Annotated in this window: 8 protein-coding genes; 3 read left to right on the top strand and 5 right to left on the bottom strand. The window is 72.0% G+C overall.

Annotation, left to right across the window (positions count from 1 at the left end; genetic code table 11):
* The 3 genes from HNV26_RS27110 to HNV26_RS27100 form a co-directional block, all read left to right on the top strand.
* Window positions 1-2112, top strand: a 2112-nt coding sequence (locus HNV26_RS27110; RefSeq protein ID WP_171452902.1) for a FrgA protein, incomplete at its 5' end; no start/stop codon positions are given.
* A 21-nt stretch (window positions 2113-2133) separates the two neighbouring features.
* A complete protein-coding gene (locus HNV26_RS27105; RefSeq protein WP_171443858.1) occupies window positions 2134-3666 on the top strand; it encodes a sensor histidine kinase in 1533 nt (510 codons plus the stop codon).
* On the top strand, window positions 3663-5063 hold the full coding sequence (locus tag HNV26_RS27100; RefSeq protein ID WP_171443859.1) for a sigma-54-dependent transcriptional regulator: 1401 nt from the start codon (window positions 3663-3665) through the stop codon (window positions 5061-5063). Before HNV26_RS27105 ends, HNV26_RS27100 begins: the two co-directional genes overlap by 4 nt.
* A gap of 8 nt (window positions 5064-5071) precedes the next feature.
* Here the strand turns inward: HNV26_RS27100 and HNV26_RS27095 are convergent, their stop codons facing one another.
* The 5 genes from HNV26_RS27095 to HNV26_RS27075 all read right to left on the bottom strand — a co-directional run bounded on the left by HNV26_RS27095 (window position 5072) and on the right by HNV26_RS27075 (window position 12542).
* Window positions 5072-6445, bottom strand: coding sequence for a WS/DGAT/MGAT family O-acyltransferase (locus HNV26_RS27095; RefSeq protein ID WP_171443860.1), 1374 nt, complete (start codon window positions 6443-6445; stop codon window positions 5072-5074).
* 28 nt (window positions 6446-6473) lie between these two features.
* The gene (locus HNV26_RS27090; protein ID WP_171443861.1) at window positions 6474-7283 is read right to left on the bottom strand and encodes a hypothetical protein; all 810 of its coding nucleotides are present in this window, start codon (window positions 7281-7283) and stop codon (window positions 6474-6476) included.
* Between the two features lie 95 nt (window positions 7284-7378).
* Window positions 7379-8374, bottom strand: a complete 996-nt coding sequence (locus HNV26_RS27085; protein WP_171443862.1) for a class I SAM-dependent methyltransferase — start codon at window positions 8372-8374, stop codon at window positions 7379-7381.
* Between the two features lie 145 nt (window positions 8375-8519).
* The gene (locus HNV26_RS27080) at window positions 8520-9314 is read right to left on the bottom strand and encodes an ABC transporter ATP-binding protein (RefSeq protein ID WP_171443863.1); all 795 of its coding nucleotides are present in this window, start codon (window positions 9312-9314) and stop codon (window positions 8520-8522) included.
* A 132-nt stretch (window positions 9315-9446) separates the two neighbouring features.
* Complete coding sequence (locus HNV26_RS27075) at window positions 9447-12542, bottom strand: aminotransferase class I/II-fold pyridoxal phosphate-dependent enzyme (RefSeq protein ID WP_171443864.1); 3096 nt, start codon at window positions 12540-12542, stop codon at window positions 9447-9449.
* Window positions 12543-12777: the final 235 nt, after the last annotated feature.

Genomic DNA, 12777 nt, shown 5'->3' with positions numbered 1-12777 from the left:
GCCTTCGTCCGGGCACCGCTGCGGCTGAACATGCCGCAGGCTGAAGCGCCCGCGCGTCCGGCGCAGCGTCCCAACCCGCAGGCCGCGCAGATTCCGGTGCTGCCCTTCACGCCAGCCCCGGGTACCGCGCCGTCCAACGCGAATGCTCCCACGCCGGCGAGCCCCCCTGCGGCGACGCTCCCTCCCAGCGCCCCCGCGACGGCGCCCGCCGCCAGGCCGGCTGCTCCCTCCTCCCCTCCGGCCTCGACGGGAGCACGCGCACCGGCGCAGCCCGGCACGGCAGCCCCCGCTTCGGGACAGCCCCAGGTGTGGCCTCCGGCCCAGGCCGGCGCCAGCGGCACGCCGCAGGTGTGGCCCCCCGCGCCCGCGCAGCCGGCCGCGCCGCCCACGCTCCATTTCGCCACGCCGGTGGCGCCGCCGCCGAAGCCCGCGGCGGCTCCGCGCAGCGAGCCCGCGTTCCTCGTCTTCCCGAACCCCGGCGCCGCGCAGAACGCGCCGCAGCCCCGTCCCAAGCCCGCCGCGCTGGAGAGCCGTCCCCCTGCCTCGCCCCCGAGCCAGGACGTGCCGGACTGGACGTTGGCCCAGGCGCGCGCCGCGCTGAAGGAAGCCACCAAGGACCGCGACCGCCTCATCGACGTCGCGCTGCGCTTCGGCCGCAGGACCTTCGACTACGTCGCCTCCTTCGCCGTGCTGCGGGGCGGCGCCACGGGCCTGGAGGCTCGCGGCGAGGGCATGGCGGGAGAGCAGCTCACGCAGGTGTCCATCCCGCTGGATGCCAGCAGCGTCTTCCGCACGGTGGCCGTCACCCGCGGCAGCTACGCGGGTCCGCTGCCCCCGGACGCGCTCACGCGGCACTACCTGGAGCTGTTCGGGCGCCAGACGCCGCGCACCGTCTTCCTGTACCCGGTCGAGGTGAAGGGCCGGCTGGTGGCCATCCTCTACGGTGACTGTGGCCAGCGGCCCATCAGCCAGCGCCGCCTGTCCGACTACATCCTGTTCTGCCAGGACCTGCCGGCGGCCTTCCAGGAGCTCATCCTCTTCCGCAAGCAGCGCGTGTCGGAGCTGCGCGCGCCGGACGAGATGGAGCTCACCATCGACGTGGACCTGCCCGTGGCCCCCGCGCCCGCGCCAGCCCCCGCGGTGGTCGCCGGCCTCGGCTGGAGCCCCTTCTTCGGCCGCGGTGCCACCGGCAACATGGGCCGTGCCGCCGCGCTGCCGCCGCGCGCGCAGTCACAAGAGGAGCGCCCGCCGCCGGACTTCGCGCCGCTGCTGCGCCGCCTCACCGGTCCGGACGCCGCGCAGCGCGCCAACGCCATGGCGGAGCTGGCGCGCTCGCCCGAGGCCAGCGCCCGGGTGCTGGCCCAGCACTTCCCCGGCCCCACGGCCTGGAGCCGGCTGCCCGTGGTGGAGCTGCCCGAGGCGGACGAGCTGGGGCCCATCCCCGGCGCCCTGTCCCGACTGGGCCGCCCCGCCGCGCAGGCCGTGTCGCCGCTGCTGGACTCCCAGGACGCGGACACGCGCTACTTCGCGCTGCTCACCGCCGGCAACCTCCCCTATGTGGAGTTGGTGGACGGCGTGCTGCGCGGTCTGTTCGACCTGGAGCCGGACATCTCCAGCGCCGCGCGCGTGGCCGCCGCCGCGCTCAAGCAGCTGCCCCGGCTGGACGCCTCCCTGCGCGACCTGCGCCACGAGCTGAGCAGCCGCGACCCGCTGCGCCGCTCGCTGGCCGCGCGCGCCCTGGGCACGCTGCATGACCGCGACGCGATTGAGGGCCTCATCCTCCTCACGGGCGGCGACGACGAGATGTGCGCCCAGGCCGCGGCGGAGGCGCTGCGGGAAGTGACGCGCGCCACGCTGGGACTGGACCCGCGTCAGTGGTCGGCGTGGTGGACGGAGAATCGCAGCCGCCGCCGCGCGGACTGGCTCGTCTCCGCGCTGCGCCACCGGGAGTTGGACGTGAGGCTGGCGGCCATCGAGGAGCTGAGCCGCGCGCTGCACGACACGCTGGGCTACTACGCGGATGCCCCCGAAGCCGAGCGCGAGCAGGCGGTGCGCCGCTGGGAGGCCGCGGCGGTGGAGCCGGCCAACGCGCGCCGGCTGGGCATGCTCTAGTCCCCTGCATCGGAGCGCCCCATGACGGGTGGGATGTGGATCAGCCTCCTGGCCTGCGCGGGCCAGCTCGCCTTGGCGGGCCTGGCCCTGGTGCGCGTGGGCAAGAGCCCGTTGGCGCTGCCGCTGTCGCTGCTGTCCATCGCCCTGTCGACGTGGAACTTCTCCGGCTTCGCGCTGGTGCGCGCGGACGAGGATGGCTGGCGGCTGGTGGGCTTCACCGCGGGCCTGATGACGGTGCCGTGCGCGCTGCACTTCATCCTGTCCTTCGTGGGACGGCGACGAAGCCTCGCCTGGGCCATGTACAGCGCCTATGCCCTCTTCGGCGTGTTGGCGCTCGCCATGCTGGTGGCGTTGGGCGCCCCCGTGCTGGAGGCGCACCTGCTCACGCTGCGCTTCGGGCTGCTGGTCTCCGCGCTGGCCATCCCCATCCTCGGTGGAGGCTTCGCGCTCCTGGGCTTGCACGTGCTGCGCTCGCGACACCCCGACGAGCGCGCCCGCGCGGGCCTGGTGCTGTTGGGGCTCACGCTGGTGGTGGCCCTGCTGATGACGGAGCTGGCGGCGGAGCTGGGCCTGGAGGTGGTGCGGCTCGGCCACGTGGGCACGCTCCTGGGCTTGCCGGTGATGGCCACCGCGGCGCTGCGCTTCGGCCTCTTCGGAGACGACCCGGGTGCGCCCCGGCTCGCGCTGCACGCGGCGGGTATCGCGGGGCTGGGGGTGCTGGCCTATCTCGCCGTGGTGCGGCTCTTCGTCGCGCAGGCGGGCACGCTCATCATCTGCACCACGGCGGTGACGTTCGCCCTGGTGGCGGCGACCCGCCGGGGCGTCACCGCCTACGTCAGCCGGAGCGAGCGACTGGAGCAACTGGCCACGCTGGGCCGCTTCTCCGCGCAGATGGCGCATGACCTCAAGAACCCCATCGCCGCGATGAAGGGCGCCGCGCAGTACCTCAAGGAGGAGCACGCGCGCGGGCGTCCGTGGGACGGGCACGGCGAGTTCCTGGACCTGCTGTTGGAGCAGGTGGAGCGCCTGGACCGGGTGGTGGACACGTATCAGCGGCTGGCGCGCGTGGAGCCCCTGCCCAAGCCGGTGGACCTGCGCCGGCTGGTGGAGGGCGTGCTGTCGCTCCAGTCCTTCGCCAGCCCGGGCAAGGTCGTCATCATCCGGGAGCTGGCCGCCGGCCTGCCACCCTGCGCGGGAGACCTGGACCTGCTGGCCAACGCCCTGGAGAACCTGGTGCGCAACGCCTGCGAGGCGATGCCCGGAGGTGGCACCCTCACCGTGCGCGCGCTGCGTGACGGCGCCGACGTGGCCCTGGAGGTGGAGGACACCGGCGAGGGCATGGACGCTCGGACGCGCGAGCGTGCCTTCGACGACTTCTTCACCACCAAGGCCTCGGGCAGCGGCCTGGGGCTGGCCTTCGTCCGGCGCGTGGTGGAAGCACACGGCGGCGAGGTGCTCCTGACAAGCCGGGAGGGGCGCGGTACGGTGGTCCGGATGCGGCTGCCCGTCACGGACGCGAGCCTGGGCGGCGCAGGCGTGGGAGAAGCCGCTTGAACGAATCATTGAGGGGCACGGTGCTGCTGGTCGACGACGACCCCGCCGTGGCCAAGGTGCTGGGCGCCCTGCTGACGCAGGCGGGCCTGACGACGCATGCGGCGCGCGACGGGCGGGAAGCCCTGGCGCTGCTGGCGAGCAAGCCGGTGGACGTGGTGGTGAGCGACGTGCGCATGCCGGGCATGGATGGCCTGCAGGTGCTCGCGGAGGTGGCGCGCGGCTGGCCGGACGTGCCCGTCATCCTCCTCACCGCGCACGGCACGGTGCCGCTGGCGGTGGAGGCGATGAAGGCGGGCGCCGCGGACTTCGTGCTCAAGCCCTTCGACCGGGAGGAGATTCTCTTCACCGTCCGCAAGGCGCTGCTGCGCGCGCAGGGCGAGGAGGCGCGCCAGCAGGTGCGGCCCTCGGGTGGCTTCATCGGCCGGAGCCGGGCCATGGCGGACGTGCAGGCCGTGCTGGTGAAGGCGGCCGCCGGTACAGCCACGGTGCTGCTGCGCGGCGAGTCCGGCACGGGCAAGGAGCTGGCGGCCAAGGCCGTTCACGACGCCAGTCCCCGGCGGGATGGCCCCTTCGTGAAGCTGCACTGCGCGGCGCTGCCGGACACCCTGCTGGAGAGCGAGCTGTTCGGCTACGAGAAGGGCGCCTTCACGGGCGCCGCCACGCGCAAGCCCGGGCGCGTGGAGCTGGCCCATGGCGGCACGCTGTTCCTCGACGAGGTGGGCGACATCTCCCCCGCTGTCCAGGTGAAGCTGCTGCGAGTCATCCAGGAGCGCGAGCTGGAGCGGCTGGGCGGCACGCAGACGGTGAAGGTGGACGTCCGCTTCGTCGCGGCCACGCATCAGCCCCTGGAAGAGCGCGTGAAGGAAGGCCGCTTCCGCGAGGACCTCTTCTACCGCCTCAACGTGGTGCCCGTGTGGATACCGGCCCTGCGCGAACGCCCGGACGACATCGAGCCGTTGGCCCTGCACTTCCTGGAGGTCCACGCGAAGACCAACGGGCGCCCGCCCTTCACCCTCATGGCCGACGGGCTCGCGGCGCTGCGGGCCCAGCCGTGGCCCGGAAACGTGCGGCAGCTCCAGAACTTCCTGGAGCGGTTGGTGGTGCTCTCCGACACGCAGGTGCTTGGCGGGAAGGAAGTCCTTCAAGAGCTGGCGCGCCAGCCAGGCCTGGCCCCCGCCCCCTTTGCCGCGGCACCTTCCGTCAGCGCCCTGGAGACGCCGACGGCGCCTGTCACGGACTCCGCCCGCACCCTGGAGTCCCAGCGCAAGGAGATGGAGCGCCAGGCGATGGTGGATGCGCTCAAGCGCGCGGGCGACAACCGGACGCTGGCGGCGCGGCTGCTCGGCATCAGCCGGCGCACGCTCTACAACAAGCTGGAGGAGTACGGGCTGCTGTAGTCGGCCCTTCAGTCACGCTCGGTCGCGAGCGCATCCAGCTCCTCGTGGAAGGCCTGGATGAGCGCATGCGGGTCGGTCACCCGGCCCGCGTCCGCCGCCACGCCCACCGTCACCTGCCCCGCGTAGCTGAAGAGGCTCACGCCCAGCCCCAGATGGCCCGTCTGGGGAACCCAGAACGTCAGGCCCTCCAGCCGGCTGCCCGCCAGGGACACCGCCGCGCGCGGGCCGGGCACGTTGGTGGCAATCAACGAGGCCTTGGAGCCGAAGGTCTCCACCACCCATCGCTCCAGCGCCGCTGGCGTGTACCCCAGCAACTCCAGCGCGCCGAAGGTCAGCACCGCCTCCGGCGAGCGCTTCAGCCGCTCCATCCGCCGCACCAGCTCCTGCAACCGGCGTTGAGGTGTACCCAGTTGCACGGGCAGCCGAAGGAAGACGACGCCGAAGTGGTTGCCCAGTTCACGAGGCACGGGCACGTCGAGCGGCCGCAGATTCACGGGCACCAGCGCGTGCAGGTCCTCGGGTGGCTCCCCCAGCGACTCCAGGTAGCGCCGCAGCGCGCCCGCCACCGCCGCCAGCAGCACGTCATTCACCGTGCCGCCCAGCGCGCGGCCCACGGCCTTCACTCGCTCCAGCGGCACCGGGTCCGACCAGGCGGCGCGCTTCTGCGTCCCCAGCGGCCCCCGCAGCGACGTGCGCGGGTCCGGCGGAATCACCAACAACTTGCCCATGGCCGCGGCGCCCCGAGCGCCCTGCACCAGCAGGTCGCCCACGAGAATCGGCTCCGCGGCCAGCTCCGCGCCCTTGCGCCACACCGCGCGCGCGGTCCCCGCCACCGCCCGAGCCCCGCGCACCCAGCTCGCGAGCCCACCGGTTGAAGACCTCGGAGCGGGCTCGGGCGCCTCGGCGCCCATCTCCGCCTCCGCCCCATCCGTGAGCGTCAGCAGCACCCGCGCCAGGGCCATGCCATCCGCGAGGCAGTGATGCAGCCGCGCCAGCAGCACGTCGCGCCCGTCCGCGGCCGACATGACATGGAACTGCCACAACGGCCGGGAGCGCTCCAGGGGCGTGCTCATCCACTCCCCCACCAGCGACTCCAGGGCGGCGCGGTCCCCCGGCGGGGGCACGTCGAGCCTCGACAGGTGCCAGTCCAGGTCGAGCGCGGGGACCTCCTCCCACTGCGGCAGGCCCATGAGTCCCGCCACCGCGCGCTGGCGAAAGCGGGGGTAGCGCTCCACCAGCCGCTCCCGCACCACCGTCTGCAGCCGCTCGAAGTCCAGCCGGCCCTCGAACCAGAGCACGGCGGTAATCATCATCAGGTTGGCGGGCTCCTCCATGTGGAACCACAGCGCGTCCACACTCGACATCCGCTCCTGCGCCGCCATGTCTCACGACCTCCCGGTGGAGGCCGTTCTACTTCTTTCCGCTCTCCGGGGCCGCACGTTCGAACTGGAAGGTCTGCTTCGTCTCGTCATCCACCATCAACGTGAGGACGCCTTCCTCCAGGTCCCAGACATAGGCGCTCCCCCGAAACTTGAGCTTCGGTCCCGTCAGGGGAATCACGCGCTTGTCGCCACACACCGGGCCCACCGCCTGACCGTCCCGCGTGCGCAGCCGCACCCGGTCCTTGCCCGACACATCCAGCGTGCCCCAGGCGCGGACCACCAGCGAGTTGCCCTGCCCCAGCGTCGCGGCCTCCAGCGAGGTGCGCAGCACGAAGCAGCCCGACGGCGTCACCTGCAACGAGCGCGCGTAGTCCGAACGAGGCTGGGCCTCGATGCGCTCCTCCCGCACGGTTTCGTCTTCCGGCAGGCTGGCGGCCACCAGCGTCCAGGTCCCCACCAACGCCTTGGGAGGCGCCGCCCCTGGCGCCGTCACGCCCTCGCACGGCGCCGAGACCTCCTTCTCGGGGCTGGGCGGGGCGGGCTCGAAGGAGCGCTGGCAGATGGGCAGGCAGGCCTTGGGCCCACACTCGGTATCGTCCGGCGCGCAGCCCGCCTTCTGCGTACACGTCTTGAGCCGCTCCAGCGCCTGCTCACAGTCCTGACGCATGCAGGTGTCGACGCACTCGGCGTCGATGCACTCGGCCACGCAGGCCCAGTTGGTGGCGCCGCACACGCCGGCCACCGTGCGCGGACGCTGCGGCGAGGACGTCTGGGCCGCGGCTGGAAGCGCGGCGCCCAGCGCCAGGAGCAGGACGGGGAGGAGTCGGGAAGAGGGCATGCCTCAGCGCAAGCTAGCCACGCCCGCTGCTCCCGCGGACCCTCCCCGCCGCGGGAGCTGTCCACCCGCCAGCACTGCGGGTGGGGACTCTGCTCTCAGGTGAACTGCCAGCGCCAGGTGCGCACGTCGGCGTGCTCCACCATGTCCAGTTCGAAGGACAGCGTGTCGAAGCGCTCGAACTCCCGCGAGTCCACGCGCAAGAGCATCATCCCCGCGTAGTTCTGCCCCCGCAGCGGCGACACGTTGAAGGACAGCTCCGCGTCGAAGGCCACCTTGTAGAAGAGGCAGAAGCCGTCCACGCGCCCCTCGTCCACCACGGGCCGCGAGAAGCGCACGCGGTGCGGCAGGCCGTCGGCCACCATCGTCTCCAGGTCGAAGGCGAAGGCGGGCTCCGGGTCGCACAACAGGTGGTCCACCTCGTAGGAGCGGATGACGCGCGTGAAGTAGGACGGGTTCATCGCCTCGCGCAGCGTCTGCAGGCAGCTGTAATCCACGCTGGGGAAGCGCTGGCTCCAGATGAAGGGGATGCACGCCTCGTCCCGCAGCTGCACCGGCTCCACGAAGACCTCGAAGCGGTTGGGCAGGATGCGGCCTCCCGGCTTCAGCACCCGGTTGCGCAGGTCCAGGATGCGAGGGACCAGCCCCGCGTCGAAGAGGGCGTCGCCCAGCAACTCATGCAGCAGGACGTCCACCTTCTCCGGCATCTGGTACTGCCAGGGCTGCGCGCGCACGAAGTCGATGCGCTCCAGCCCGTTGCGGCGCGCCACCCACTGCGCCGTGTCCAGCAGCCGCGAGCCATCCACCGCGTACAGCTTCTTCGGCTGACGGCTGGCCGCCAGGAAGGTCCGCAGGCCCGTTCCGGTGCATGCATCCATGACGACCTGCCCAGGCCGCACATACCGTTCGCAGGCCCTCCGCCATGCCTCCACCCGCTCCGGGTCCGCGAGCGCGAAATCCTGAGGCGCCGGACTGGACAGGGACAGACTGTCCGGCACGACGTTGCGCGGTAGCTGGGACACGAGCGTCGAATGGCTGAGCCGTGAACGCAGGTCCATCAATGCCTGGCGAGGCATGTCGAGCAGATTGGGCATGTGGCATCCCCCCGGATGCGTGGGTCCTTCGGACGGGCCTCCCGGCGCGACAGCGCACCGGGATTTCTGAACATGCTTGACTTACAGGTTCAGCGCCATCCAGCGAGGGGACGGGATGAGTGTCCCCCTGTGAACAGCCTCGCGCTCAATGCAGCGGCGGTGGCGTGTGCCCGGAAGCGCGCGCACGGCGCGACAGCCAGTCATGGAGGAAGGCCTGGACCGCGGGGTGTTGGGACTGGCGGAAGGCCTCGGGCGGGGCGTGTTCGATGATGCGTCCTTCATGGAGCAGCGCCAGGCTGTCCCCCACCTGGAAGGCGGAGGCCACGTCCGGGGTGATGACGAGCGCCGAGGCATGGAGCCGGTGCTTGCCGGTGAGGATGACGTCCACCACGGACTGGGTCCTCAGCGGGTCCAACCCCGCGGTGGGGTCGTCATAGAGAAGGATTTTCGGCTCCAGCACCACGGCGCGAGCAAAGGCGGCGCGCTTGAGCATGCCGCCGGAGAGCTCGCCCGGGCGCTGCTTCGCCGCGTCCTCCAGGCCCACCAGCGCCAGCACGCGCTGCACGCGCTCACGCACCTCGCTCTCCACCAGATGGAGCCGCTCGCGCAGCGGGAAGGCGACGTTGTCCTCGACGGTGAGCGAGTCGAAGAGCGCGCCGCCCTGGAAGAGGATGCCCATCTTGCGGCGCACGCGCTCGAGCCCCGCGGCATCCAGCCAGGCCAGGTCCTCGCCGTCCACGCGCACCGTGCCGCGGTCCGGACGCAGCAGGCCGTCCAGGTGCTTCATCAGCACCGTCTTCCCGGAGCCCGACACGCCCAGCAGCACGCAGGTGGTGCCCGTGGGCACCACCAGGTCCACGCCCCGCAGCACGTGCTGGGCGCCGAAGGACTTGTGGACGTTCATCATCTCGATGGCATTGCGCTGCGCCGGCTCGGCCATCCCACGCCCCCCAGGTACCGGCGCCGCTGTCCGGAGGCGGAATTGTGACGGCCACCCCCATCTGCTCGCGACCCGCCTTTCAGTCGGAGGCAAGCGATGGGCCCCGGACAGTGTCCGTGCGGGGCCCGCGCTTCAGGACTCGGGCGGCCCGCCGCGCAGCTTCGCGCCGAAGCGCAAGAGCTGCTCACGCGCCCGGAGCAGCGCGTCCCGTGGAATCGAGAACACGGCCCGCGCCCGCTCCGGATCCCCACACCACGGGCCGCCATTCAGGACGACGTGCGTGTGCTCGTACACCACGCGAGGAAGGTTCTCCGGCGTCAGCCGCACCCCGTCGACCTCCTGCCCCAGCCATGCCGTCATCCGAGGCGACAAGAAGAGTCCGCCCGCGTCCCCCGCGTCCGAGCGCCCATCCCCAGGCAGCGCTCCGGCCAGCAGCTCACGCTTCTCCGCCAGCTCCCGCCGCATCTTCACCAGGAAGGACCGCAGGGTGCGGTGCCGCGCGGGGTACAGCAGCTGGCCATCCGGACTGCGGGCATAGGCCGCATACAGGTACGCCGCGGCGCGCGCCGTCATCAGGTGGAGCACCCCAGGGCCGCTGTCACGCACCGCCGAGGCCAGCGCCCGGTCCTTCGTCGCGAGCCACCCCACGCGGAGCCCACCGGCCGCGAACTCCTTGGACAACCCTCCCAGCAGCACCGTGCGGGCGCCGATGCCGGGCACCGCGCCTTCCAGCGTCACGGGGCTGGGGACCGTCTCCGCGGTGGGGCTGGTGAGGTTCACCAGCCCGAAGATTTCGTCCGAAATCAGCAGACAGCGCTGCTCCACCACATAGGTGGCCAGGGCCACCAGCTCCTCGCGGGCCAGGTAGACGCCGGAGGGGTTCGACGGCTGCGACACGACGATGGCATCCGGCACGCCACCGCCCTGCCCTCGCCGGGCCAACAGCCCCGACAGTGGCCCCTGCTCCACGTCACACCCCGCGGAGACGAAGGTGGGCGGCAACACGCCGTAGCACGGCGTCGACACATAGACGCGCGGCGTGCGTCCCAGCCGCTGGCGCAGCGCCACGCCCAGGTGGTGGATGAGCGGCCACACGCCCGGCGCCACCGCCAGCTCGTCCGGCGCGTAGCGCACCGCGCGCGACTCCAGCAGGAAGGCCGACACCGCCTCCGCCAGTCCTGTCTGCGGTGCGGGCTCGCGCGGCGCGACACCTGCGGCGATGAGGCCCTCCACCAAGGGAGGCGGCAGCGGCCCTTCGTTCTCTCCGTAATCCAGCCGCACCAGCTCCGCGTCATCCTCGCGGAACACCCTGGGCGCGAATGCGGGGAAGGTCATCAGCCGCGCCATCCGTCGCGAGCGGGGCAGCGTCACCACCGGAGGCCCGCGCGGCGCGGGCGCTTCCGGCTCCGCGAAGGAGATGCGGAACGACAGCAAGTCAGCGAAGGTGCGCTCGTAGAACGCTTGCGCCAGGGTGCTGATGCGCGAGTACGTGACCTCCGCCGCGGCCTCCAGGTCTCCCCGCAGCGGCTGCGGCACCGGCATGAGCAGCGTCAGCTCCAGGTCCGGCCACACCGCGTTCTTGATGAGGCCATAGAGCACCACCAGGTTGGGGGCGTGGGCCTCACGGGCCAGGAACTCGAAGAGCGTGTGCGGCTCCACGCCGCCGGTGATGTTGAAGAAGGCGCTTTCGTCCAGCACCACCCAGATGCCCCGGCGCGCAGCCTCCGCGACGATGTCACGCAGCACGGACAGGTTGGTGCGCTCCCCCTTCTCCACCGTGAGCAGCACCATCTTCACGTCGAACGCGGACAACAGGCGGCGAATCTCCGCCAGCGACGTGTGTGTCACCGTGGCGCGCACCCCCGCCTTCTCCAGCGCGCGGGCGTAGAGCGGATGGAGGTTGCGCGACACCAGCACCTCATCACCCGCGTCGCAGGTGGCCATCAGCAGCGAGTACACCGCCTGCTCGCGCTCGGGCGCGACGAAGACCTCCTCTTCCGCCAGCCGCAGCCCGAAGTACCGGTCCAGGTAGCGCACCACCTGCTGGCGGAAGGACGCGTCACCCGCTTCGTGCGCGTAGGGCATCAGCGGGCCCCGCGCCAGCCGCGCCGCCAGGTCGGCGACGAAGCCCAGCTGCTCCGCCGACGCGGCGCCCAGGTCCAGTTCCTCCTGCAACGCAGAAGCGCCCAGCGCGCGCAGCGCGGCCCGCAGCGCCAGCGTCTCGCGAGGCAAAGCCAGCCGCGCCTCCCACACCGCCACCTCGTGCCACACCGGATTCCCGGCCTGGAGCCAGCCCAGCGCGGTGGCCGCCCGCAGCGGCTCCGGGCTGCGCGCTTCCATGAAGAACTCGAACTCGCGGCCGGTTCGCTGCTCCAGCGCCACCAACGGACGGATGTCCGTGTCCGCCGCCTGCATCACCCGGCGGGCCACCCGCACGTGCGTGTCGAAGCCGCGGCGGGTGAACATCCGCTCGATGATGACGCGCCCAGGCCTGCCCGCGAGGTTGAGCAGCAGCCGTCCGGTCGGCGACAGCCGCTCCGGCGCTTCGTCCAGCAATCGCGCGATGAGCCCGAGCCCGAAGTGGTCCTCGTAGACGTTCTGCAGCGTGCAGTAGTTGGACAAGTCGTAGAGCGCCTGCTCATCGGCCTGGGACAGCTCGGAGGGCAAATCCTCCTCGCCCCGGAGGACCTGCGGAATGCAGCCCACCACGAAGTCCCATGGGGCATCCGAAGGAATGCCGCGTAACAGGTCGCTCTCCCCGAAGGACAGACGCGACGCCAGCGCCTCGTCTCCGTTGAGCCACGCGTTGCAGCGCGCCACCACGGGCGAATGCGGATTGAGGTCCGCGCCATGCACGTGCGCCAGCCGGGTGAACTTCGCCAGCGCGACGCAAATCCATCCGGAGCCCGCGCCGACTTCCACCAGCCGCTTTCCCGCATACTCATCCAGCGGGACGCTCAACAGTCCCTCCAGGAAGGTGTAGGCCCACGCCTCCGGAGCGAAGATGGACGGCAGCAGGAACAACTCCAACCGCTCCTGCGAAGCGCCCACCGTCACCGTCACCGTCACCAGCCGCAGTGGCGCCGATTCGGGTTGGTGGCGAGACAGCTCCGCCAGCTCGCGGAGCTCGGCCAGCGCGCGCGGTCGCCTGTCCGCATGGGACAGGTCCTCGGACAGTGCGCGCAGCAGGTGAAACGCCTCACGGGGTGTGGAGGGGTAGGTCGGCATGGCGCGAGGACTGTCCCGAGCCCCCCGCCCCCTGTCAACGCCGCGATGGCGCCCGGATGAAACCCTTTGGCGCCTGGGGGTGAGTCAAGGAAATGCTGACTCGCCGTAATAAAGGGCAGCAGCAACGAGGCCCGCCGCCGCCGCGCCGGGCGGGCTCGGAAGCAGCACGCGCGGTACCGACGGAGCAGCATCCATGTCGCTCATGCCTGTGGATGGACCCCGTAGTGGAGAGGGG

The sequence above is a fragment of the Myxococcus xanthus genome (assembly GCF_013116825.1).
In the GTDB taxonomy this organism is placed as follows: Bacteria; Myxococcota; Myxococcia; order Myxococcales; family Myxococcaceae; genus Myxococcus; species Myxococcus xanthus_B.
This window is presented reverse-complemented; position numbering and strand designations above follow the sequence as displayed.

Bases quoted from the DNA above. Each gene is read 5' to 3' on its own strand.
- HNV26_RS27075 (WP_171443864.1), bottom strand. From the start codon at position 12,542: ATGCCGACCTACCCCTCCACACCCCGTGAGGCGTTTCACCTGCTGCGC.
- HNV26_RS27095 (WP_171443860.1), bottom strand. From the start codon at position 6,445: ATGGCGGCGCAGGAGCGGATGTCGAGTGTGGACGCGCTGTGGTTCCAC.
- HNV26_RS27085 (WP_171443862.1), bottom strand. From the start codon at position 8,374: ATGCCCAATCTGCTCGACATGCCTCGCCAGGCATTGATGGACCTGCGT.
- HNV26_RS27090 (WP_171443861.1), bottom strand. From the start codon at position 7,283: ATGCCCTCTTCCCGACTCCTCCCCGTCCTGCTCCTGGCGCTGGGCGCC.
- HNV26_RS27080 (WP_171443863.1), bottom strand. From the start codon at position 9,314: ATGGCCGAGCCGGCGCAGCGCAATGCCATCGAGATGATGAACGTCCAC.
- HNV26_RS27105 (WP_171443858.1), top strand. From the start codon at position 2,134: ATGACGGGTGGGATGTGGATCAGCCTCCTGGCCTGCGCGGGCCAGCTC.